This is a genomic window from Streptosporangium sp. NBC_01639, from assembly GCF_045209755.1.
Classification (GTDB): domain Bacteria; phylum Actinomycetota; class Actinomycetes; order Streptosporangiales; family Streptosporangiaceae; genus Streptosporangium.
The window spans coordinates 7,013,390-7,036,139 of record NZ_CP109272.1; the positions used below are offsets into that span (position 1 = coordinate 7,013,390).

Here is a 22,750-nt window from a genome sequence, read left to right on the forward strand (position 1 = left end):
CTCCTGCCGGGCGACCGGCGGTGCAGCAGGAGATCCGACCGGCAAGGGTGGGAATCCCCGGCGTCAGCCGTGGGGAGGAGATCAAGCGGGGATGGGCACGCGGATCTGGGCGAGTCCTTCGGGCGCCTTGCCGGGGTAGGCGCCCGCCAGCATCGTGGCCACGGTGTAGAGATGCCAGGCCTGGGTGGGCTTCTTGAGCACCGGTTCGGCGAACAGCCTGCGGACCTCGTCAGGGTCGACGATCGGGGTCAGCAGGTCGAGGTGGTCGAGGACATGCTCGCGGAGCACGGCCGTTAGTGCCTCTCCGGGGCCGGTCCGCCAGTTCCAGCCGGCGCCGGTCTTCGGCGCCGTGAGAGACTGCGGTCTCCGCTGCCAGGGGTGGTAGCGCCTGCCCACGGTGAAGCGCCACGGCTTGCCCTCGATCGGAATGTTCCGGAGCGACGGTGCGAACCCGGCGATGAGCTCGTAGATCGCCTCCTCCGACAGCCGCCAGGTCTGGTCGAGGCCCAGCGCCGCGCGTACCACCCGGTTGTCGAGGAAGGGCCAGATCGGATCGCCCCGGCGCAGGGCTCCCGCCCGGGAGCCGGCCTGCCAGCGGCCGATCCGGTAGGAGACATACATGTGGTCGAGCGCCTCCAGCCCCGGCCGTTCCTTCCATGGCCGGGCCAGTTCGCGTGCGTGCGCGTTGGCCGCTTCGCCGAACAGCGCCGGATCACGCAGGAACGTGGCGTCCACCCGGCGGCCCAGCGCCTTGGCGCTCAGGTCCGCCTGGAGCAGCAGGAAGGTCCCCGCGCGCAGGACCTCGCCACTCTGCCCGGACATGGTCGGCCTGGCGTTGTAGGGGAGGTAGCCGACGATGGACTCGTAGGCCGACGTCATGCCCTCGCAGGCGCGCAGCGTCTCGTAGGTCCGCGCCAGCGGGTGCTCGACCAGGATCGCGTCCTTCTTCTCCGCGCGGACCGGGGGGATGACCGTGTGCTCGACGCGGAGTGCCCTGGCGATCCGGCCGGCGATGACCACGTCGGGGTGGTCGTCCAGGCCGTTGGTGGTCGCTCGGAACGGGACCTTGGCGGCGTGCAGCACCGCGGCGACCAGGCGGCTGTCCCGGCCGCCCGTCAGCGCCAGGTTCACCGGCTCCCCCGCCGCGCGCAGCGGCTCCACGGTCGCGAGCAGCGCGCCGGCCAGTTCCTCGACGAGTGCCTTCTTCTGCCTGCGCGTGGTGGGTGCCGGCGCCGCGGTGGGGAGCGGAGTCCGAGTGATCGTACGGCGGCCGCCGGTGACGGTGACGGCCGAGGAAGGCGGCAGCGCGGTCACCCCCCGGTAGGGCGTCTCGTCGGAGAGGAAGTAGCCCTGCCGGATCAGCGACTGCAGCGCGAGTACGTCCCACTCGACCCGGTCGCCGCGGGCGGCGAGGTGGACCAGCAGCGCACGGCTGCCGATCACGTGCACGTCGGGGGTCTCGGCGTAGTAGACCGGGCAGACCCGGTGGATCGCGGTGGCGGCCGACAGTTCGCGGCCGCCCGCGCGGAACACCGAGAAGCATCCGCCGACCGCCTCGGTGCTCAGCTCCGGCATGCCCGCCAGCCGGTCGATCTCGCCGGGCGCGGCCAGATGGCCGTTCACCCCGGTCACCCGGTCATGCCCGGCGGACAGCAGGGCCGGCTGCCGGGAGTCGTCCGGCTCGTTGGTCCAGGCGAACAGGGAGACACCGGGACGATGCCACTCGCGGGGCCTGATGACCTCCGGTGGGACGGGGAACGCGGCGTCGATCGCGCCCCTGACGGCGTGCAGCATCGCGTCCGGGATACCGGTTTCCGGGTTTTTGGCCGCCAGGCCGAGATATACGCGCATGTTGAGGGATCTTATGGTGCATGTTTTCAAGACAGCCGGGAGCTTGCCGGAAATGAGGGCGTCCTGTCGCTCGACCGGCTGCTCGGCCTCGGCGGGCGCGACCCGAATCGGAAGCCTTGATCACGCGCTGAGCACGGTTTGCAGTCGCTTGGGTGAAGTGCCCGACTTGCTCTCGGGGGGAGTCGTCGTAGGAGGTGACACGCATCCTACGGAGGCGACATGAACACGCGCACGCTCGCCATTGCCCTCACCGTGATCGCTCTGCTGCTCGTCGCCGCCTGCGGCGGATCGGATGGCGGTGGCAGCAAGCCTGCCACCGACCAGGGGAACGGTCCCGGACAGGCGGCCCCGTCCCAGGCGCAGGACCGGGACACCGGCGCCACTGAGGAGCGGGACACCACCACCGACCAGATCTCCACCTTCGCCCTCGACGTGGACACCGCCTCTTACGGCTACGCCAGGCGGGTCCTCCAGGAGGGCCGGCTGCCCGAACCGGGCCAGATCCGGCCGGAGGAGTTCGTCAACTCCTTCCGCCAGGACTACGAGGAACCCCGGGACGACGGGTTCACCGTGCACCTGGATGGCGCCCGCATGCCGGAGAACGGCACCGCGCTGGTCCGGGTCGGCCTGCAGACCCGCAAGGCGGACGCGGAGGCGCGGCGTCCGGCGAACCTGACCTTCGTCGTGGATGTGTCCGGCTCGATGGGTGAGCCCGGCCGGCTCGACCTGGTCCGTGAGGCTCTGCACAAGCTCGTCGACCAGCTCGGACCGGGGGACCAGGTCTCCGTCGTCGCCTTCAGCGGCGAGGCCGAGCTGGTCGTCCCCATGACCTCCGCCGACGGCAGGGACGCGTTGCACGCGGCCATAGAGCGCCTCGCCGCACGGGAGTCCACAAACCTGGAATCGGGGCTGACCACCGGCTACGCCGAAGCGTCGCGCGCCTTCCGCCCGGCGGCCACCAACCGGGTCATCCTGCTCTCCGACGGCCTGGCCAACACCGGCGACACCAGCTGGCAGGGCATCCTCACCCGGGTGAAGGAGTTCGCCGGCCGGCAGGTGACCCTGCTCTGCGTCGGCGTCGGCCGTGACTACGGCGACCAGCTGATGGAGCAGCTCGCCGACAACGGCGACGGCGCCGCGGTCTACGTCGGCTCGGCCGACGACGCACGCAAGGTGTTCGTCGAACAGCTCGCCACCAACCTCGACCTCCGGGCCCGTGACGCCAAGGCGCAGGTGGTGTTCAATCCCTCGGCTGTGGAGTCCTACCACCTGATCGGCTACGAGAACCGGCAGATCGCCACCGAGGACTTCCGTGACGACGCCAAGGACGGCGGCGAGATCGGCCCGGGGCACTCGGTGACGGCCCTCTACAAGGTACGGCTGCGCAGCGGGGCCTCCGGCCAGCTGGCCATGGCCACCGTACGCTGGCAGGACCCCGACACCCGCGACCCCGGTGAGGCCAGCCGTTCCCTGGAGTCGGCCGACCTGTCGGCCTCCCTGTGGAGCGGGCCGTCGCCGAGGTTCCAGGTGGACGTGGTGGCGGCCGCCTTCGCCGAGTATCTCCGCACCCATGAGCAGATCGCCGGGGTGGGGGCCGGAGAGCTCGCCGAGCACGCCACGCGCCTGGCCGCCTCCACCGAGGACGCCACGGTGACCGATCTCGCCGGTCTGATCGGCCGAGCGGCCTCGCTGGGATAGGCGCCGATGATTACGGGGTAGGGCGCGTTGTCCTATACACTGGCGTGGTGCCGCTGGGTGAAACCCAGTGGCATCACGTAACACCGCAAGGGGCTATGGCGCAGCTGGTAGCGCGCCTCCATGGCATGGAGGAGGTCTGGGGTTCGAATCCCCATAGCTCCACTCTTCCCGAGAAGGGCGACCATCCGGTCGCCCTTCTCGCGTTTCGGCGGACGCGCCGGTCACCCGAGCTCGTAGTCGAGGTGGAAGGAGTGGGCGCCGTCGTCGTTGACGATCTGGCCGCCGCCCCGGATGCCGAGCAGCTCACCGGTTCCCGAGTCGGGCAGGATCGTCCAGCTCAGAGCTGATTCCCCGGCATGGCTGGTGGCGGTGTGGTGGAGCACGAAGGTGCCCTTGCGGCCGTGTACGGTGCCGGTGAAGCGCTCGAAGCCGGCATAGGCCGCCGAGCCCTCGACCTGGGCCATCGCGGTGATGATGTCGGTGGTGCTGGTGCCCAGCAGGTCGCCGTCGAAGGTCTTGGTGATGTGGACACGGGAGAGCGCGGTTCCCTCGGCCTCGTCGTAGGGCTGGGGTTCCCAGCTGTCGATGCTGAAGGTGCCGGTGGCGCGGGGCATGGAGATTCTCCTCGAGATTCGGGATCTGGTCCCATCCTCGCGCCCATACCTGTCACCTGTTGTCAGGTTGTCTCGGCATTCATGGATGTCCGGCATGGCCCGGCGCTGGATCGGCGGTCAGGGTGCCGGTGCCCATCCGCCCCGGAGACGCCGCAGGCCGCACGGGAGATGGATCCCGTACGGCCTGCGGCCTTCGACCGTCCGATCAGCGCGCGGTGACCTCGGCGAAATGGCAGGCCACCGGATGGCCGTTGCCGCGGTCGACGAGCGGGGGCTCCTCGACCGCACAGATCTCCTGGGCCTTCCAGCAGCGGGTGCGGAAGCGGCAGCCGCTCGGCGGGTCCAGGGGGCTCGGCACGTCGCCGGTGAGGATGACGCGCTCCCTGGCGCGCTCCTCCTTCGGGTTGGCCGTGGGGGCGGCCGACAGGAGCGCCTGGGTGTAGGGGTGCGCGGGGCGGTCGTAGAGGTCGTCCCGGGGGCCGGTCTCGATGACCTTGCCCAGATACATCACCGCGACCCGGTCGGAGATGTGGCGGACCACCGACAGGTCGTGCGCGATGAAGATGTAGGCGATCCCCAGCGACTCCTGGAGGTCCTCCAGCAGGTTCACCACACCTGCCTGGACCGACACGTCCAGCGCGGACACCGGCTCGTCGAGCACCAGCAGCTTCGGCTCCAGCGCCAGTGCCCTGGCGATGCCGACGCGCTGGCGCTGCCCGCCGGAGAACTCGTGCGGGTAGCGGTTGCCGTGCTCGGGGCTCAGGCCGACCAGCCGCAGCAGCTCGGCCACCCGCTCCGCGCCGTTGTTCTTCCAGCGGTCGTGAACCTTCAGCGGCTCGGCGATGATGTCGTTGACCGGCATCTTCGGGTTGAGCGACGCATAGGGGTCCTGGAAGACGATCTGCATGTCGCGCCGTACGGGCTGCAGCTGCTTGGACGACAGCGTGGTGAGCTCCTTGCCCTGGAACCGCACCGAGCCCGACGTGGGCTTGTGCAGCTGCAGGATCGCCCGGCCGGTCGTCGACTTGCCGCAGCCGGACTCGCCCACCACGCCGAGGGTCTCGCCCTCGTCCACGTACATGGACACCCCGCTGACGGCCTGGACCTGGGCCACCACCCGGCGCAGGAAACCGCCGCCCCTGACCGGGAAGTTCATCACCAGGTCGTTGACCTCCAGCAGGTGGTCGCCGCCGACCGGCTCCAGCTCCGGAGCGGGCGTCTCCTCGGTCGTCGCGCTCATGCCAGGGTCTCGCTCTCGGTGCGGAAGAACACGGTCGGGTCCTCGACCGCGGCCAGCCTGTCCCAGTGGTGGCAGGCCGCGAAGTGCCCGCCGCTGTCGGTCTCGGTCAGCTCCGGCTCGGCCGTTCTGCAGGTGTCGTCGGCGAGCGGGCAGCGCGGTGAGAAGGGGCAGCCGGTCGGCAGGTTGATCAGGGACGGGGGAGTGCCCTTGATCGGACGCAGCCGGCCGCTGCTGGAGTTCTCCAGGGAGGGGATCGAACCGAGCAGGCCCGCCGTGTACGGCATGCGGGGCTCCTCGAACACCGGATCGGTGTCACCGATCTCGACGGGGCGGCCGGCGTACATGACCAGCACCCGGTGCGCCATGCCCGCGATGACGCCCAGGTCGTGTGTGATGAGCACGATGGCCGCGTTGACCGCGTCCTTGACCTCCAGGAGCTTCTCCAGGATCTGCGCCTGGACGGTCACGTCGAGGGCCGTGGTCGGCTCGTCGGCGAGGATGACGTCCGGGTTGTTGATGACCGCCATGGCGATCATCGCGCGCTGGCGCATGCCGCCGGAGAACTCGTGCGGGTAGCTGCGCAGCCGCGCCTCGGCCTGCGGGATGCCGACCAGGTCGAGCATCTCCCTGGCCCGGGCCAGCGCGGCCTTGCGCGGCATCAGCTCGTGGGCGAGCACCGCCTCGGCGAGCTGGTCGCCGATCGTGTGCACCGGGTTGAGCGCGGTCATCGGGTCCTGGAAGACCATCGCGATCTTGCGGCCCCGCAGACCGCGCTGCTTGCGGGGCGACATCTTCAGCATGTCCTCACCGCGGAAGAGGATCTGCCCCTTGATCCGGGCGCCCCTGGGCAGCAGGCCCATGACGGCCAGGGAGGAGACCGACTTGCCGGAGCCGGACTCGCCGACGATGCCCAGCACCTCGCGCTCGCGCAGGCTGTAGGAGACGCCCCGGACCGCGTGGACGACGCCGTCCTCCGTGGGGAACTCCACGGTCAGGTTGTCGACCTTGAGGATCTCCTCCTCCGAGGGCGGCCGCACGGCGTCCAGGGTCAGGCCGACGTGCACCTCCCCGGCGGAGTCGAGCACGTTGGGAGCGATGTCGTAGGTGTGCACGTCGCCCTTGCGGGGTTCGATCGGCACGTTGGGAGTCGTCATTAGGCACGCACCCGGGTCTGTCGGGGGTCGAAGGCGTCACGCAGGCCGTCACCGATGAAGTTGATCGACAACGCGATGGCGATGATGAAGATGCCCGGCCACCAGAACAGCCACGGACGGGTGCTGAAGGCGCTGCGGTACTCGTTGACCAGCTGGCCGAGAGAGGTGTCGGGAGCCTGCACGCCCAGGCCGAGGAACGACAGCGCCGACTCCAGCAGCACCGCGTTCGCGATGGCCAGCGTCGCGCTGACGATGATCACGCCGACGGTGTTCGGCAGGATGTGCCGGAAGATGATCCGGCTTGCGGAGGTACCGACCGCACGGGCCGCCTCCACGAACTCCTTCTCCCGCAGGGAGAGGAATTCGCCGCGCAGCAGCCGGGCCATGCTCGGCCAGATCACCAGACCGAGGACGATGCCGAGGAGCACCACGCCGCTGTCGCCGAACCGGCGGCCGACGACGGCCGCGATGATCAGAACCGGAATGGTGATCATGACGTCGGTGAGACGCATCAGGACGGCTTCGGTCCGGCCGCGGTAGTAGCCGGCCAGCGCGCCGATGACGGCGCCGACCGTGGTCGCCACGATGCCCACCAGGAAGGCGACGATGATCGACTGCTGGGCGCCGCGCATGGTCTTGGCGAAGTAGTCGACGCCGATGTCGTCCTGGCCGAAGGGGTGGGCACCGAAGTGGATCCCGGACCCGCCGAGGAACTCGGGGACCACACTGAGCGTCGGTTTGCCCTGGTTCACCAGCGCGCCGGTGGTCAGATAACTCTGGCCCCACCAGCCGGATATACCGGCGAAGCCGATGGAGGTGAACGCCAGCACGATGACGGCACCGAAGACGATCATCCCGGCCAGCGCGGCCCGGTGCCGGAAGAACCGGCGTCGGACCATCTGGGCCTGGGTGCGGGCGACGATCGCTATGCCCTGTGCGGCGCTGTCCGGCGCCGGCGCTTGTGCGCTGAGTGTCATGAGTGGATCTCCGATGCTTTCACGACAACCGGATACGCGGGTCGAGGTAGGCGTAGAGGATGTCCGCGAGCATGTTGAAGACGACGATCGTCGTCCCGGTGACGAGGAAGAACGCCATGACCGGCCCCGGGTCCACTTCCTGGAGCCCCTTGGTGAACATGAAGCCCATGCCCCGCCAGCCGAAGACGTTCTCCGTGACGACCGCCCCGCCGATCACTCCGGCGAGGTCGAAGGCCATCAGGGTGGTGATCGGGATGAGGCCGTTGCGGAAGGCGTGCTTGACCACGACGGTGCGCTCGGGCAGTCCCTTGGCCCGGGCGGTGCGCACGTAGTCCTGGTTCATGACCTCCAGCATGCTGGCCCGGCTGTAGCGCGTATAGGTCGCCAGCGAGATCAGGATGAGAGCCATGGTCGGCAGCAGCAGGTGGCCGGCGCTGTCGAGGTTGAGCTGCCAGAAGTCGCCGTTGTAGTTGGGGGTGCGGGCCCCGATCGTCGAGATGGGACGGCCGCGCACGGTGGTGGTGAAGGTGGCGAAGGCCTGGAGCATCCGGTCCAGGAAGACCATGCCGCCGGTGAACACGCCGGTCAGCACGGTTGCGGTGATCGCCTGCTGACGCTGCAGGCCGCCGAAGGCGTAGCCGAGACCGACGCAGACCGCGATCGTCAGCAGGAGCAGGCCACCGATCTCCAGCCAGGTCGGGTCGGTGAGCGCGGAGCCGAGCACCTGCGAGCTCAGTGCGCCGATCAGAGCAGCACCGAGGGCCGCGTACAGCGGGCCGCGATACTGCAGCCCGGCGGACAGGACGGTGAAGCCGACCGCGGCGGCGAGGCCGAAGGCCAGGATGAGCGGGGTGCCCAGGCCCGGATCGGCGAACCAGCGGGTCACCGACAGGATGGTGAACAACGTGCCGCTGACCACGAGTCCCACGGCGAAGCCGATGAGTCGCCGTCTGCGTTCGCCCATGGTGAGCGCACCGAAGGTCAGACCGCCGAGCAGCGCCAGGAGCCCGATCACCATGGGTGGGATGTTCGGGTCCTTCAACCAGTTGTTGAACTCGATCGCGACGTACTGCTTGAGCATGACCGCCACCCAGAAGAGCGGCAGGGAGAAGCAGACGAAGGCGGCGAAGGTGACGGTGTAGTCGAAGCCGCTGTACTGACGGAGCGCGGAGACGATGCCGATCACGATGCCGACCGTGATCGCCAGCACGGTGGCGGCAAGCACGAGTTGCAGGGTGGAGGACAGCGAGTCGCCCAGCAAGGTGGCGACGTCCTGCCCGTCGCGGTTCACCCCGAGGTCGCCGCGGGCGATTCTGCCGAGCCATCCTACGTAGCGCAGGAGGACGGGGAGGTCCAGCTGCATCCGCTCGACGCGGTCAGCGATCTTGAGTGCCTTCTGTGGGCTGGCATCCTGGCGGAGGTCCTCAAGAGGGTCGCCGGAGAGCGCCGTGAGGACGAAGATGATGAAGGTCGCCGCCAGGAGGACGAAGAACGAGATGACCAGTCTCCGCGCGATGAAGACGATCACTTCGTCACCTCCCGTTCTTGGAAGAGGGACTGCGTGGATCAGGGCCGGGACCGGCGAGGCTCGTGGCCTCGCCGGTCCCGGCCCTGACATGGATGGCGTCCGTCAACCGCCGAGGCGGTCGACGGACAGGGGTGATGAGATCAGCTGATGGTCCACTTGTCCATGTTCCAGCCGATGCCCGCCTGGGTCGGGTTCGGAACGATGTTGCCGACGCCCTCGGACCACGCGGTCAGGTTCGGGTTCTCGTAGAGCGGGATGGTGGCCAGGTCCTGCCACATGATCTTCTCGGCCTCGGCGAGCAGCGGGGTCTGGCCGGCCTCGTCAACCGTGGCGTTGGCCTTCTTCAGCAGCTCGTCGACCTTCTTGTTCGCGTAGCAGCCGTTGTTGTTGCCCTTGTGCTCGGAGTCGCACTTCTTGACCGAGGTGTAGGTCGAGGTGCTGCCGCTGATCAGGGCGGAACCGGTCCAGCCGAAGAGGGCGACGTCGTAGGTGTTGTTGGCCAGGCCGGTGCCGAAGAAGTCCTCGGCGCCGTTGTCCTTGACCTTGAAGCCGGCCTTGTTGCAGGAGTCGCTGATGAGCTGGACGACCGAGGTGCGGCGCGGGTTCGGGGTGTTGTAGCCGATCTTGACCTCGAGTCCGGTCTTGCCGGCCTTCTCCAGCAGGGCCTTGGCGCCGTCGATGTCGACCGCGTCGTACTTCTTCTCCTCGCCGGCCAGGCCGGTGATGATGTCGGCGTAGCTGGCCTGCACGCTGGAGGTGATGCGGGCCTGCAGGATCTTCGCCTCGGGGTTCAGCGGCTTGATCAGGTTGTCGACGATCAGCTGCCGCGGCACGCACTTGGCGAACGCCTCGCGCAGGGTCTTGTCCTTGAACGGGCTGGAGTCGAAGTTGAAGTCCAGGTGGTCGAAGAAATACTGCGGACCGGACTTGACCGTGACGGCTTCGAGGGCGTTCAGCTGGTTGAGGACGTCGGGGCCGGGCTGCGGGACGGCGATGTTGACTTCACCGTTCTGCAGCGCCTGAGCCTGCTGGTCCAGCGCGATGTAGCGCTCGACGACCGTCTGGATCGCCGGCTTGGCGCCCCAGTACTTGTCGTTGGCGACCAGGGTCAGCGACTGACCGGCGTCGATCTTGGAGAGCTTGTACGGGCCGGAGGAGGGGATCAGGTCCTCGCTGAGCAGCGTGCCCTTCATGATCCAGCCGTCGTTGTAGAACTTGATCGCGTCGGCGAGCTTCTTGGCGTCGCCGTCCTTGACGGCGGCGATGAGCTCTTCCTCGGAGATGTTGCCCTTCTTCTCCACCACGTGGGCGGGCATGATCTGGCCCTGGGCGTAGAGGCCGCCGCGCCAGTCGGCGAAGGGCTCGGAGTAGACGTGGGTGATCTCCTTGCCGCCCTTGTCACACTTGGGGGCGTCGGTGAGCTCCCAGCCGGTGGTGCCGGCGGTGGAGAAGCCCTCGACCTTTCCGGAGTTCGCCGCCCAGGACAGCGCCAGGTCGTCACAGTCGATCGGCGTGCCGTCCGACCAGGTGGCCGCGGGGTTGATCGTGTACTTGACGGTCAGCGGGTCGTCGGAGACCTTCTCGTAGGTGCCGAAGTCCGTGTCCGGCGTCACCGCGCCGTCGCCGCCGTAGTACCAGAAACCGGTCAGCACGCGCTGTAGCGGCTGGTTGTTACGGGCCGCGTTCTCCGCGCTGGTGTTGCCGTTGTAGGAGCTGAACTCCTGGTCGAACGCGTAGTTGATGCTCTGCGCCGAGGCAGGGGCCGAGGCGGCGGCGGAGCCCGACGCCGCCGGCTTGCTCGCCGAGTCGTTGCCCCCGCAGGCAGTCAGCAGGAGTGCACCTCCCGCCACCACCGCTAGAAACTTGCCAGATGTCCGCGCATGGAACACGGCGGTACTCCTTTAATCGTCCGGTCTGAGGTCAGCCGCAAGCACTGGTCGAACAAAGCTGAGCACCAGGACTCTCCCTTGGACAAGTGGGGCGACTGGGGTGTTGCAGACCTGATACCGGCGCCGCCCCAAGCTGTAACAAAGTCGGGCGCAGAGCGCGAAACTCCCCAATCAGTGAAAATCAGGAAAAACGTAACGTTTGACCGAATAGTCCCAGTACGGTAGACAGCGGAGAGTAGTCGCGCGGGTGATCAAAAGGGCTCGGATGTGTGGAAAAACCACGACTGTCCCTGCTGGGAAACTCACCGAAACCCACAAGCCATATCACCCAGAGTAGTCGGCCGATCGGCTTTTCCCGTCGTCGGCAACCTTCACGTCGTGCTCTCCCGAAGTGGCGCGGGCCGTCTCGTGGGGGTTGTGGGGTGCGGGCTGTACGGGAATTCTTTTTTCGCAGGGTTTTCTCCGCCGCATATCGGATTGCGGACGCATCTCGCGTGCGGAACTTCTGTGCGGAGACCCGTTCCGGGTGGCTCTTTTCCCTGTTCCCCGCGCCGCCCGTCCGCCCGTCCGTCGGGCGAGGGCGAGGAGTGCCTGACGGAGGCGTCTCAGGTACGTCGGCCGGCGGGTCCGGTACGGCTGTCGCATGGCCCGATATTTGCGGATAATGGCATCCGGGCCACTCGTGAGCCCCCGGGGGCGGGCTCCATGATTGGCGGCATGACAACGACTCTTCAGACGCGTACGCGGGGGTTGCACCGCGCCTGGATCGTGGCGGGAGTCGCGTTCGTGGCCATCCTGGGCGCAGCGGGGTTCCGGGCCACTCCCGGGGTGCTGATCACCCCGCTCCAGGAGGAGTTCGGCTGGTCCCGCGGCACGATCTCGCTGGCGGTCTCGGTCAACCTCATGCTCTACGGCCTGACCGCCCCGTTCGCCGCCGCCCTCATGAACCGTTTCGGCATGCGCCGGGTGGTGTCCGGCGCGCTGCTGCTCGTCGCGGCGGGCAGCGGGTTCACCATCCTGATGAACGCACCCTGGCAGCTCATCCTCTGCTGGGGTGTCCTGGTCGGTCTCGGCACCGGGTCGATGGCCCTGGTCTTCGCCGCCACACTCACCGAGCGCTGGTTCGTCCGCCACCGTGGCCTCGTCACCGGAGTCCTCACCGCGGGCGGTGCCACCGGGCAGCTCGTCTTCCTGCCCCTCCTCGCCCACCTGGCCGTCGCCCAGGGGTGGCGTTCGGCGGCCGTCACGGTCACCGCCGCCGCGCTCGTCGTGGTCCCCCTCGTCTGGTTCCTGCTGCGTGACCGCCCGGAGGAGGTGGGCACCACCGCTCTGGGCGCCGACCCGGCCGCGGTCACGGTCCCCCCGCCCGCCAGGGCCGGCGGAGCCGCCGCCCACGCACTCACCGTGCTGTGGAGCGCCGCGCGGACCAGGCCCTTCTGGCTGCTCGTGGGCGGGTTCGCGATCTGCGGTATGAGCACCAACGGCCTGGTCGGCACCCACTTCATCCCAGCGGCCCACGACCACGGGATGGCCGAGCCGACCGCCGCGGGACTCCTCGCACTGGTTGGGATCTTCGACGTCGTCGGGACCATCGCGTCCGGCTGGCTGAGCGACAAGGTCGACTCGCGGATCCTGCTCGGCGCCTACTACGGGCTGCGCGGTCTGTCGCTGATGCTTCTGCCCAGCCTGTTCGGAGCGACCACCGAGCCCAGCATGCTCGTCTTCATCGTCTTCTACGGCCTCGACTGGGTGGCCACCGTCCCGCCCACCGTGGCCCTGTGCCGGCAGATCTACGGCGCCGACGGCGCGGTGGTGTTCGGCTGGGTCTTCGCCTCCCACCAGATCGGCGCGGCCGTCGCCGCAGTGGGCGCGGGTCTCACCCGTGACCACTTCGGCGCCTACGACCTCGCCTGGTACGCCGCCGGATTCCTCTGCCTGATCGCCGCCCTGATGTCGGTCGCCATCGCCAGGAAGGCATCCTTGAAAGCGTGAACGAGCGAAGAGAGACAGCCGGCGGGCACCGGAGCACGCGGCGGGCGAAGGCCGCATGACCGGGCAGAAGGTGCTCCCGATCGTGGTCAGGATCGAGCGGGCGGCCCCACCGGAGCGCACCGACGCCCTGGAGGCGGCCGCGCTCGCGGTGCTGACGCTCCTCGACGACCCCCGGGCCCTCGGCGACGGCGAATGGGCCGAACCGGTCCGCTCCTGGGAGAGCATCGGGATCAGGAAGGTCGTCCGGCGGGCGCGCGGCGCCGAGTGGCGCCGGGTGCTCGACCTGCCCGGCATCACCGTCGTCTCCGGCACCGCCGAGGTCCGGGTCCACCCGCCGGTGCCGCTCGACGACTGGCCCAGGGACCTGTCCAGGCTGCAGGTCTCCGGCACCGACCTGACCGATTCGGTCCCACCGGTTGCCCCGGCGCCATCGGGAGAGGTGGTGCTCTGGATCAACCCGGGGCTTGCGATGTCGGCGGGCAAGGCGATGGCGCAGGCCGGGCACGCGGCCCAGCTGGCCTGGTGGGGGAGCGGCGAGCGGGCCCGGCAGGAGTGGCGGGACCGGGGGCGGGCGGCCGCCGTACGGACCGCCGGTCCCACCGGGTGGGCCGCGCTGGTCGACTCGGGCCTGCCGGTGGTCCGCGACGCGGGGTTCACCGAGGTCGAGCCCGGGTCGTGCACGGTCGTCGCGGACGCGCCGTGGCTGCGGCACGGCGGTTTCCGGATCGCGGGTTCCGGGCCGCTCAGGTCGCCGTGACGGTGCGGGTGAACGCTCCTCTCGTGGCGGCCGGGCAGGCCGCGGAGGGGCTGCCCGGCCGTACTCCCGGAGGGATTCTCCGGGAGTACGGCAGGAGCACCGCGGGGCCCGCGCAGACCGGCGTTCCACCCCCATCTGGGAAGGCACTCGTTCCCGAAGTGTGATGGGGATCGCGCACGGGAAAACCGGATTTGTCGTACGCTCCCGATCGTGCTCGATGGGTTGGGTGGGACTCCGGGGACCCGGGGGGCGGGTTCTGTGCCGGCGTATGTGACCGCTGAGGCGGATACGTCCGAGTTGCCGAAGGTGGTCGTCGACGGCCCGCCGAAGTCATCGATCAATCCGCTGGGATCACCGGTCAAGAGGTCCCGCATCGGCGACCTGCCGATGCGCGTCATCTACCGGATTCTGGCCGCGGTCACCGTGGTGGTCGTGGGGGCCGTCGCGGCCGTGGCCGGACTCGTGTACTCCGGCTCCTCAGATCAACCGGGCGAGGAGGCGTCGGGGCCGATCGCCGCGCCATCTGCCGCGATGCCCTCGCCCGGTTTCGGTTCCCCGGCGTCCTCGTCCTCGGCGTCTCCGGCGCCCTCTTCGTCGGCGTCGGCGTCGGTGTCGGCTTCCCCGGCGCCTTCGCCGACGGTGAGCGCGGCCCGGACGCCGGAGCGGAGCGCGGCCGTGGTCGTGGCCCTGTCCGACCCGCGTGTTCCCGGGATGCCGCCCGGTAAGCGGCTGGCCCGGCTGCCCGGCAAGGAGCACAAGACCAAACTCCGGCTGCAGGACGCCAAGTCGGGCGTCTCACTGGCCCGGCTCGCCAAGCCGTGGAAGACCTACGGCGCCCCGCCGTTCTCCACCAAGCAGGTGTTGCCGAAGGTGAAGGGCGGGGCCACCCGGGCGATGGTCGTGAGTTGTCCGGTGCCCATCAAGGTGCAGGAGAGCCCGGAGGAGACCGCGCTGCTGGCCGCTCGCTGGACGCTCAACCACCACCCCAAGGGCAGCACGATCGCCTGGACCGCCTCCCAGGCGACCAAGGACGGCTGGCTGCTGGCCTACCGGGTGAAATACAAGATCAAGGCCAAGTCCCGCTTCTCCATGGCCGCCGTCGCCGTGACGGAGGTCCCCGGTGCCAAACCCGCCATGGTCTTCGTGACGATCCCCGACACCCAGCGGGCATACTGGCGCGACATCAACACCGCGGTCACCTCGATCCGGTTGAAGTGACCCCGCCCCGGTACGGAAGCGTCCCAGCCGTTCGGGCCGGGCAGAAGCGGGTGGCCACGGCTTCCCTCCCCGGTGTCGTCAGGATGGTCCGCCGTCCGCCGGACAGGGCCTAGGCTCGATTGACGTGACCCAGATCGTTCTCGCCTCCGCCTCGCCCGCCCGTCTCGCCCTGCTCCGCAGCGCCGGACTCGATCCCAAGGTGATCGTCAGCGGTGTGGACGAGGAGGCCGTCGTCGCCGACAGTCCGAGCGAACTCTGTCTCGCGCTGGCCCGCGCCAAGGCCGCGGTGGTGGCACGGGACCTGACCGCCGGCCTGGTCATCGGCTGCGACTCGGTGCTGGAGCTCGACGGTCAGGCCTACGGCAAGCCCCTGTCGGCCGAGGAGGCCGTCTCACGCTGGGAGAGCATGCGCGGCCGTACGGGGCGCCTGCTCACCGGCCACTGTGTGATCGACGTCGCCGGCGGGCGGGAGGTGGCGGAGGTGGGGGCCACGGTCGTCCGTTTCGGCTCCCCGACCGACGCCGAGATCGCCGCCTATGTCGCCACCGGCGAGCCCCTCCGGGTCGCGGGTGCCTTCACCCTGGACGGAGCGGGCGGCTGGTTCGTCGACGGCATCGAGGGTGACCACGGCAACGTGCTGGGCATCTCCCTCCCTCTCCTCCGCCGCCTCTTCGCCGCCCTCGACGTCTCCGTGCCCACTCTCTGGCGGAACGGCTGAGCGCTCCCTGCCGTCTCGCGCGACCCGGGTACGGCGGAGCGCTGTGCGGCGCTCTCCGGCACCGTGCGCGATGATCCTGCGATCCCGCTAATCTTCCGGACATGGGTCATTTCCGCTCCTTTACGGACGGCATGAGGTTCTTCTTCCAGGGGCTGGGCTGGGTCGCGCGCACCCCTCGGTGGTGGCTGTTCGGGCTGATCCCCGCCTTGATCGTGTCCGTGCTCTACGTGGTCGCCCTCTATCTCCTCGGTACCAACGCGGGAGACCTCGCCGAGTGGGCGACGCCGTTCGCCGACGGATGGGGCCAGGCGGCGCGGAACACCCTCCGGACCCTGGTCGGACTGCTGATCGTCGGTGCCGGGCTGGTACTGGCCGTGGTGACCTTCACCGCGGTGACCCTGATCGTCGGAGACCCCTTCTACGAGAAGCTCTCGGAAAAGGTCGAGGAGAGCTACGGCGAGGTGCCGGGCGGGCACGAAGTCCCTCTCTGGAAGTCGATTCCCAGGTCCGTCAGAGACAGCCTGATCACTCTCGGATACGTGCTGCTGTTCACCGTCCCGCTGTTCTTCCTCGGCTTCGTGCCGGTGATCGGGCAGACGGTGGTGCCGGTGCTGGGCGCCCTGGTCTCGGGTTTCTTCCTCACGGTCGAACTCACCACGCTGGCCATGGAGCGCCGGGGAATGGCACGCAAGAACCGCTTCGCCGTCCTCCGGGGGAACAAGGCCGCGGCACTCGGCTTCGGAGGGCTTCTCTTCCTGGTCTTCCTCATCCCGTTGGGCGCGGTGGTCGCGATGCCCGCCGCCGTCGCAGGTGGGACGATCATGGTCAGAACGCGCCTGGCCCCCGTCTGACCGACCCTGTACCGCTGTGCCCGCTCAGCGGGCGGCGTGCCCGCTGAGCGGGGAATCTCGCCTTCCCCGCCGGCCTGGGGGCCGATTTCCACAGGGGCGCCGCATGAAGGACCGGGCGTCCACAGATCGAGGTTCGGCGCGATGAGCCGGCCGAAATCCGGCGAGGCTCTCGGCCATGACAACCGACATCCCGGCCCCGGCCAACCCGCAGCCCCATCTGCTTCTCGGCTCCACCGAGGACGTCCTCGGCGCCGTGCCCTACCTCGTGGGCTTCCATCCCGCTGACAGCCTGATCGTGATCGGGCTGAAGGGAAGCCCGCCCCGAGGGCGGCTCCACCTGACCGTCCGGTGGGATCTGCCGCTGGTCGCCCCCGGGCTCGGCCAGATCATCACCTTGCTCCGCAAGGAGCGGATCGGTCAGGTCATCGTCATCGGCTATGGCCCGGGTCCGCTGGTGACCCCTGCCATGGACGCGGCCCTCACGCTGCTGCGCCGGGGCGACGTCACCATCGTCGACGCGCTCCGGGCGGAGAACGGCCGCTACTGGTCCTTCATCTGCTCCCGCTCCGACTGCTGCCCGGCCGACGGCACGCCATACGAGCAGGAGGCCACCATGATCGCCGCCGAGGCCGTCGCGCACGGACTGGTCGCCCTGCCCGACCGAGAGACCCTGGAGCACTCGCTCGACTCCGTCGGCGGCAGTGCACGGCTGGCCATGCGCCAGGCCACGGCCCGCGTCACGGAGGAGTTGCGGGGCAGGCTCGCCGGTTGCACGGACCTGGAAGGGTTCGCCGCGGAGTTCGTCGCCGACGGGGTGGCCCGGGTCCGCGGGGCGATCGCCGTGTACGCCCGCGGTGGGCGACTCGACGACGAGCAGGTGGCCAGGCTGGGACTGGACCTCGCGGTGATCCGGGTCAGGGACGAGGCATGGGCCCTTCTCACCGACGACACCCACGACGTCCACCGTAGGCTCTGGCAGGACCTCACCCGGCGGCTGGAGCCGAGATTCGTGCCTCCGGCCGCCTCCCTGCTCGGCGTGGCCGCCTGGTGTGACGGCGACTCCGCGCTGGCCGGCATCGCCGTCATCCGCGCATGCGAGATCGCCCCGGGATATTCGATGGCGAACCTGCTCAGGCACGCACTCCACCACCTGCTCCCACCGCACGTGCTGAGAGCGAGGATGCCCAGCCCCGAGGAACTGGACGAGGAGATGGGCAGCCCCCGGATGGCATGGCTGCTTCCCATGATCGCCTTATTGGAGGAGCCGGAGGCCACGGAGGAGTGAGAGATCAGCTCTCGGCGCGTTTGCGGCGCTCGTTGTAGGCGCGCACCCGGGGTGGGTAACCGGTCAGCTGCACGTCATAGACGGGAAGAGACAGGTCACGGGCCACCTTGCGGATCACCGCGGGTGAGCCGACTCTCCGCCGGGTCCACTCGCCGTCGTCGGCGACGGCCATCGCGGTGGTGTCGGTCGCGAATGTCTCCGGTTCGACGTAGAACTCCACACCACGACGGGACTTCGCGAAGGCGATGAGCGCCTCCACGTCCGCGTCGGTCGCCTCGCGGTCGAACTTGGCGATCTTCGGCCCGCGAAGACGTCTTAACCCGTAGCGATCCCGCCATCTCATGGCTACTTGTATACATCTCCAGGACGTTTCATGGCAGAAGGTCAGGGTGGACTCTAAGGGACATCCAAGGGTTAGTCCGGATGGACCGGACGAAAGTCGTCGACAAATATGGGAGACAGAGCGGCGACGGAAGAAGGGGTGTCGGTCCATGGCAGGCGCAGTGAGACCATCGGGGAGCCCGTGGGGCGGGAGCATGTCGGCGCCCGGTGTCCGGCCCGACCATGTTGATCTCAGAGTGAGCAACCAGGATCGGGAGCAGGTGGTCGAGCATGTCAAGGCCGCCTACGCGGAGGGGCGGTTCGACAAGTTCGAGTTCGACGACCGTCTGGACCGCGCGATGACGGCACGCGTCCACGGTGACCTGCTGCCGATCATGCATGAGCTCTACGGCTCGCGCCCGGTCGCCCCCGCCCCCTATCCGCCGGTGACGGGTTGGGCAGCACCGGGCCGCCACCACCAGGTGCGGGCGGACACGGGAGGAGAACGCCTGGGAGCGGCGGCGGCACACCTGCTGCCGCTGACCGGCCTGCTGGCGATCGGACCGCTGATCATGATGCTCACCGGGGGCAGGACCTCGCCCTACATCCGCAAGCACGCGGTGGAGGCGCTCAACTTCCAACTGACCCTGCTCGGGGCCACCGTGCTGCTGTCGATCACCTTCGTGGGCGTCGTGCTGCTGCCCGTGCTCTGGATCGGAGGCGTGGTCCTGTCCGTAGTGGGGGGTCTGGCGGCCCTGGGCGAAGGCGATTTCCGTTATCCGCTCACGCTGCGTCCGGTGAAGTAGTCCGGTCCGGGGCCGGTATCGGTTCATGCCGCAGGGCGGAAGGACGCGCCTGGCGGCTTGATACCGCTCATGCCGCACGGCGGAGGACGCGCCTGGCTGCTCGACACCGCTCATACCGCACGGCGGAGGACGCGTCCGGCTGCTTCGACACCGCTCATGTCGTGGGGCGGAGGGGCGCGTTCAGGTGCCGAGGACCTCGTATCTGACCCGCATGACACCGGCGCCGGTGCTGCCGATGGCGGAGAAGGCGGCCCTGGACAGATCGAGGCAACGGCCGCCCACATAGGGTCCGCGGTCGTTGATCCGGACCGTCACCGACTCGCCGGTGGCGGGGTTGGTCACCCGGACCTTGCTCCCCAGGGGGAGGGACTTGTGAGCGGCGGTCATCGCCTGGGGGTTGAAGCGCTCGCCGCTGGCCGTCATCTGCCCCTCGTCGTAGAACGAAGCACCGCAGGACCCGGTGGAGACCACGTGGGCCTTCGGCTTGGCGGGGGACTTGGGGGACTTGGGGGTGTGGGGCTTCGCCGCTTTCGGCCTGGTCTTCGGCGTGGCGGTCCCCGCCTCGCCCGGTGTGTCCTTCGCCTGGGAGGTACGGCTCTCGCCCGGTGTCGCCGTGGGGGTGGCGGAGGGGCCGGGCGGTGGGGTGGCGATCTGGTCGGTGGTGGCCGTCGTGCTCCCTGCCGTCGCCTCCTGGAGGGAGGGGGAGCCGGTAGGGGAGGCGAGCTGGGGAGAGCGTGCGGCGGCCAGACCGACGGAGGCGGTCGTCCGCGAAGTGTCGCCGTCGGCGGAGAGCGCCCAGATGGTGGCCGAGGCCACGGCCACCACCATGACCCCGGCGGCCAGTGTGGCCAGGAGTTGCCGGTTCGTCGGCGATTTCTTCTTCGAGGGTGAGGTGCCGGGGGACGAGGGGGAGGAGTGCAGGCCCAAGGAAACCACGGTCCAAAGTCGGGGACAGGACAGAGGAAGGCCGTATGGCACAGGGGAGACGGGCGTGCCAGGGCCGACCTCAGCAGCCGGGGGTACAGGGGTGCCCCGCAGCGATGCGGTTGACAATATGCGACAAACCATCAGTAAAGGCAAGTTAATGGAATGATGGTGACTTATACCACTTTTGTCAACGAAATGGATCATTTAGGAGAAGATCAGACAAATCGCGCCAAAATCGGCAATGTCGATCATTTGCGGCTGCGGCCCGACGTCGAGGTCCGGTCAGGATTGATGGACCGCACCCCTGAGACTTCGGTGAAGGCCCATATCCAGGACGTCGCGCAGATGCGGCCTCGGGTCTTGGATCGTGATCCCGGGGTGAGACGTCGACGTGCCCTTCTGTCCGGTACGTGGCCGACGGATCGGGGCGGCATGGGCCGGATCAGGGCAGGTCAGAGTAGAACAGGACAGACCGGGTCATCGCAGGTCAGGGCAGAGTAGAACAGGGCAAGGCGGCGCAGTCCGAGCAGGCAAGGCCAGGTCGACACAGGTCAGGGCAAGCGCAGCGCAGATCAGGACAAGGTCGGCGCAGCGCAGGTCAAAACAGGGCAGGGCAGATCAGAGCATGAGGGAGCGCACCGTCTCCACGGTGTCGGCCTCGGCGGTGCTCTTGTCGGGGCGGTAGCGGATCACCCGCGCGAAGCGGAGTGCCATTCCCCCGGGGTAACGGCTGGACTGCTGGACCCCGTCGAACGCGATCTCGACGACGAGCTCGGGGCGGACGACGACGGTCCAGCCGTCGGTGGGGCCCTCGGCAAGCTCCAGGAAGCGTTCCGTCTGCCAGGCGAGCAGCTCGTCGGTCAGCCCCTTGAAGGTCTTGCCGAGCATGACGAACTCACCGCTCTGCGGATCGCGGGCGCCCAGATGCAGGTTGGAGAGCCTGCCCTCGCGGCGGCCGCTGCCCCACTCGACGGCGAGGACGACCAGATCGAGAGTGTGCCGGGGCTTCACCTTGATCCAGCCGGCACCGCGTCGTCCGGCGGCGTAGGGCGTGTGCAGCGACTTGACCACCACGCCCTCGTGACCGCTCCTGACGACCTCCTTGAAGAACGCCTCCCCGTGCGTGACGTCGTCGGTGACCAGACGGGGGGTCACCAGCTCCGGGGGGACGGCCGCGACCAGCGCCGAATGGCGTGTCTCGCCCGGCAGCTCGAGCAGATCGGCGCCGTCCACCCGGAGGGCGTCGAAGAAGAAGACCCGGAGCGGGGTCTTCTCGCGCGCCCCGGTCACGTCGATACGGCTGGACACCCGGCCTGAGGTGATCTGAAAGGGCTCGGGGCTGCCGTCGGGACGGAGCGCGATGACCTCGCCGTCCAGGACGAGGTCATCGGAGGGCAGCGCCCGGACCGCCTCGACCAGCTCGGGCACCTGGGCGGTGATGTCGTCGAGGGTCCGGGTGAAAACACGCACCGCGTCACCGGAGCGGTGCGCCTGCACCCGGACACCGTCGAGCTTCCACTCGATCGCCACCGGGCCGCCGAGCTTGCCCATGGCGGCGGCGACGGAGGTGGCGCTCTGCGCGAGCATCGGTGACACGGGACGGCCCACCTCCAGGTGGAAGGCGCGCAGCTCCTCGATCCCGCCGCTCAGCGCGGCGGCGCCGACGGCGGGCAGCCAGCCGCGGAGGGTCAGTGCCCGGCGGACCTCGGCCACCGGCACCGCGGCCGCCTTCGCGATGGCCTCGACCATCACCCCGTCCAGCGCGCCCTGCCGCAATTCGCTGCGGAGCAGGCGGAACAGGAAGGTCTGCTCCTGGCGGGTGAGTGCTCCGAACAGCTCGGTGATCAGGACCTTACGCGCCGCCTGGGAGCCCGGACCGGACTGGGCCTTGACCCGGTCGAGGAGGTCGTTGACCTGGCGCAGGGTGGCGGTCGCGGCCAGCCGCGGGTCCGGCGGGTCCTGCAGGCCGGCCCAGCCCACACCGATATGGCGCTGTGGCAGCTCGCCGGAGAGATAGGCGATGGCGATCTCCGCCTCGTCCGGGGTGACCCGGCCGAGCAACTCCGCGAGATGGCCGACCTTGGCCAGCCGGGCGGAGCCCGCGGCGACGGCGGCGGAGGTGCGGGCAAGATCGATCAACAGCACAAGGCCCAGCCTAAGAGCTGGGGGTGACATTCCGGGAGTGCGGATCCCGCTTTTCGGAGTGATCCTCGGAGACACGGGCCGTCCCTCCTCGGAGGGACGGCCCGTCAGCGGCCCGTCAGCTGACGCCGAGCAGATCCACGACGAAGATGAGCGTCTCGCCCGGCTTGATACGGGCACCCGCGCCGCGGCTGCCGTAGCCGAGGTGGGGCGGGATGGTGAGACGGCGGCGGCCGCCGACCTTCATGCCCGCCACCCCCTGGTCCCAGCCCGTGATGACCTGACCGCCGCCCAGCTGGAAGTCGAAGGCGTCACCGCGGTTCCACGACGCGTCGAACTCCTCGCCGGTGGAGAAGGCAACGCCGACGTAGTGCACGCTGACCCTGTGCCCGGGTTTGGCCTCCTGGCCGTTCCCCTCGACGATGTCGACGATCTGCAGCTCCGCGGGCGCGTCGCCCTCCGGGAAGTCGATCTCCGGCTTCTCCAGTGCCACGTGGTTCTCCTTGGTTGGATACGCGCCGGTTGGTTTCCGACCGGCCGGATGACTCTACGGGGTCCGGCGGGCGGATGAGAGACAGAGGGACACGCCGGGGCCGGCGTCGCACTTCCCAGGTAGGCCGTGGCGGGGACGTACGGTCCCGCACCCCGGAGGCGCGGCTCCACCGCCGGGATCCCCTTGCGTGCGATGCGGTGAGCCGGGCGGCTGACCGCGAAGCGGATGCGGCTGGTTCGGTGAGCCGGGCGGGTGGTCGGCCGATCCGCGGCAAGCCGGTGAAGAAACA

General features: G+C 69.3%; 19 protein-coding genes and 1 tRNA gene. 9 read left to right on the plus strand and 11 right to left on the minus strand.

From position 1 onward, the window contains the following. Positions 1-81 precede the first annotated feature (81 nt). Positions 82-1,851 (minus strand): asparagine synthase-related protein, encoded by a 1,770-nt coding sequence (locus tag OHA77_RS31970; protein WP_406313050.1) that lies wholly within the window; start codon positions 1,849-1,851, stop codon positions 82-84. 219 nt (positions 1,852-2,070) lie between these two features. Between OHA77_RS31970 and OHA77_RS31975 the strand changes: the two genes are divergently transcribed. Both OHA77_RS31975 and OHA77_RS31980 read left to right on the plus strand, forming a co-directional pair. Further along, positions 2,071-3,549: a von Willebrand factor type A domain-containing protein gene (locus OHA77_RS31975; RefSeq protein ID WP_326824488.1), complete on the plus strand. Its 1,479-nt coding sequence runs from the start codon at positions 2,071-2,073 to the stop codon at positions 3,547-3,549. Between the two features lie 89 nt (positions 3,550-3,638). After that, positions 3,639-3,711, plus strand: a tRNA-Ala gene (locus tag OHA77_RS31980). 59 nt (positions 3,712-3,770) lie between these two features. Here the strand turns inward: OHA77_RS31980 and OHA77_RS31985 are convergent. The 6 genes from OHA77_RS31985 to OHA77_RS32010 all read right to left on the minus strand — a co-directional run bounded on the left by OHA77_RS31985 (position 3,771) and on the right by OHA77_RS32010 (position 10,951). Then, positions 3,771-4,163, minus strand: a complete 393-nt coding sequence (locus OHA77_RS31985; RefSeq protein ID WP_326824487.1) for a DUF3224 domain-containing protein — start codon at positions 4,161-4,163, stop codon at positions 3,771-3,773. Between the two features lie 205 nt (positions 4,164-4,368). Continuing rightward, a complete protein-coding gene (locus OHA77_RS31990) occupies positions 4,369-5,403 on the minus strand; it encodes a dipeptide ABC transporter ATP-binding protein (RefSeq protein WP_326824486.1) in 1,035 nt (344 codons plus the stop codon). Further along, the gene (locus OHA77_RS31995) at positions 5,400-6,557 is read right to left on the minus strand and encodes an ABC transporter ATP-binding protein (RefSeq protein ID WP_406313052.1); all 1,158 of its coding nucleotides are present in this window, start codon (positions 6,555-6,557) and stop codon (positions 5,400-5,402) included. Before OHA77_RS31995 ends, OHA77_RS31990 begins: the two co-directional genes overlap by 4 nt. After that, the gene (locus OHA77_RS32000; RefSeq protein WP_406313053.1) at positions 6,557-7,534 is read right to left on the minus strand and encodes an ABC transporter permease; all 978 of its coding nucleotides are present in this window, start codon (positions 7,532-7,534) and stop codon (positions 6,557-6,559) included. The genes OHA77_RS31995 and OHA77_RS32000 overlap by 1 nt, the downstream gene beginning before the upstream one ends. 19 nt (positions 7,535-7,553) lie before the next feature. Further along, a complete protein-coding gene (locus OHA77_RS32005) occupies positions 7,554-9,062 on the minus strand; it encodes an ABC transporter permease (RefSeq protein ID WP_406313054.1) in 1,509 nt (502 codons plus the stop codon). Between the two features lie 140 nt (positions 9,063-9,202). Beyond that, positions 9,203-10,951, minus strand: a complete 1,749-nt coding sequence (locus OHA77_RS32010) for an ABC transporter family substrate-binding protein (RefSeq protein WP_406313055.1) — start codon at positions 10,949-10,951, stop codon at positions 9,203-9,205. Positions 10,952-11,668: 717 nt separating this feature from the next. Here OHA77_RS32010 and OHA77_RS32015 point away from each other — a divergent pair. From OHA77_RS32015 to OHA77_RS32040, 6 genes are all read left to right on the plus strand, one after another. Beyond that, positions 11,669-12,943 carry an MFS transporter gene (locus tag OHA77_RS32015; RefSeq protein ID WP_406313056.1) on the plus strand — a complete coding sequence of 425 codons (1,275 nt, stop codon included), beginning with the start codon at positions 11,669-11,671 and terminating at the stop codon, positions 12,941-12,943. A gap of 55 nt (positions 12,944-12,998) precedes the next feature. Continuing rightward, the gene (locus OHA77_RS32020; protein WP_406313057.1) at positions 12,999-13,700 is read left to right on the plus strand and encodes a peptidyl-tRNA hydrolase; all 702 of its coding nucleotides are present in this window, start codon (positions 12,999-13,001) and stop codon (positions 13,698-13,700) included. A 258-nt stretch (positions 13,701-13,958) separates the two neighbouring features. Continuing rightward, positions 13,959-14,918 (plus strand): hypothetical protein, encoded by a 960-nt coding sequence (locus tag OHA77_RS32025; protein ID WP_406313058.1) that lies wholly within the window; start codon positions 13,959-13,961, stop codon positions 14,916-14,918. 124 nt (positions 14,919-15,042) lie between these two features. After that, positions 15,043-15,636: a Maf family protein gene (locus OHA77_RS32030; RefSeq protein WP_406313059.1), complete on the plus strand. Its 594-nt coding sequence runs from the start codon at positions 15,043-15,045 to the stop codon at positions 15,634-15,636. Positions 15,637-15,737: 101 nt separating this feature from the next. Then, on the plus strand, positions 15,738-16,487 hold the full coding sequence (locus OHA77_RS32035; protein ID WP_406313060.1) for an EI24 domain-containing protein: 750 nt from the start codon (positions 15,738-15,740) through the stop codon (positions 16,485-16,487). Positions 16,488-16,662: 175 nt separating this feature from the next. Beyond that, complete coding sequence (locus tag OHA77_RS32040) at positions 16,663-17,772, plus strand: DUF4192 domain-containing protein (RefSeq protein WP_406313061.1); 1,110 nt, start codon at positions 16,663-16,665, stop codon at positions 17,770-17,772. Between the two features lie 4 nt (positions 17,773-17,776). Here the strand turns inward: OHA77_RS32040 and OHA77_RS32045 are convergent, their stop codons facing one another. Continuing rightward, positions 17,777-18,115, minus strand: a complete 339-nt coding sequence (locus OHA77_RS32045) for a hypothetical protein (protein WP_326824475.1) — start codon at positions 18,113-18,115, stop codon at positions 17,777-17,779. Positions 18,116-18,350: 235 nt separating this feature from the next. Between OHA77_RS32045 and OHA77_RS32050 the strand changes: the two genes are divergently transcribed. Further along, positions 18,351-18,899: a DUF1707 and DUF4870 domain-containing protein gene (locus OHA77_RS32050; RefSeq protein ID WP_406313062.1), complete on the plus strand. Its 549-nt coding sequence runs from the start codon at positions 18,351-18,353 to the stop codon at positions 18,897-18,899. Between the two features lie 180 nt (positions 18,900-19,079). On the opposite strand, the gene OHA77_RS32055 is transcribed toward OHA77_RS32050, so the two are convergent. The 3 genes from OHA77_RS32055 to OHA77_RS32065 all read right to left on the minus strand — a co-directional run bounded on the left by OHA77_RS32055 (position 19,080) and on the right by OHA77_RS32065 (position 22,461). Beyond that, positions 19,080-19,835 carry a septal ring lytic transglycosylase RlpA family protein gene (locus OHA77_RS32055; RefSeq protein WP_406313063.1) on the minus strand — a complete coding sequence of 252 codons (756 nt, stop codon included), beginning with the start codon at positions 19,833-19,835 and terminating at the stop codon, positions 19,080-19,082. A 609-nt stretch (positions 19,836-20,444) separates the two neighbouring features. Further along, a complete protein-coding gene (locus tag OHA77_RS32060) occupies positions 20,445-21,971 on the minus strand; it encodes an ATP-dependent DNA ligase (protein ID WP_406313065.1) in 1,527 nt (508 codons plus the stop codon). Positions 21,972-22,086: 115 nt separating this feature from the next. Further along, a complete protein-coding gene (locus OHA77_RS32065) occupies positions 22,087-22,461 on the minus strand; it encodes an FKBP-type peptidyl-prolyl cis-trans isomerase (RefSeq protein WP_406313067.1) in 375 nt (124 codons plus the stop codon). Positions 22,462-22,750: the final 289 nt, after the last annotated feature.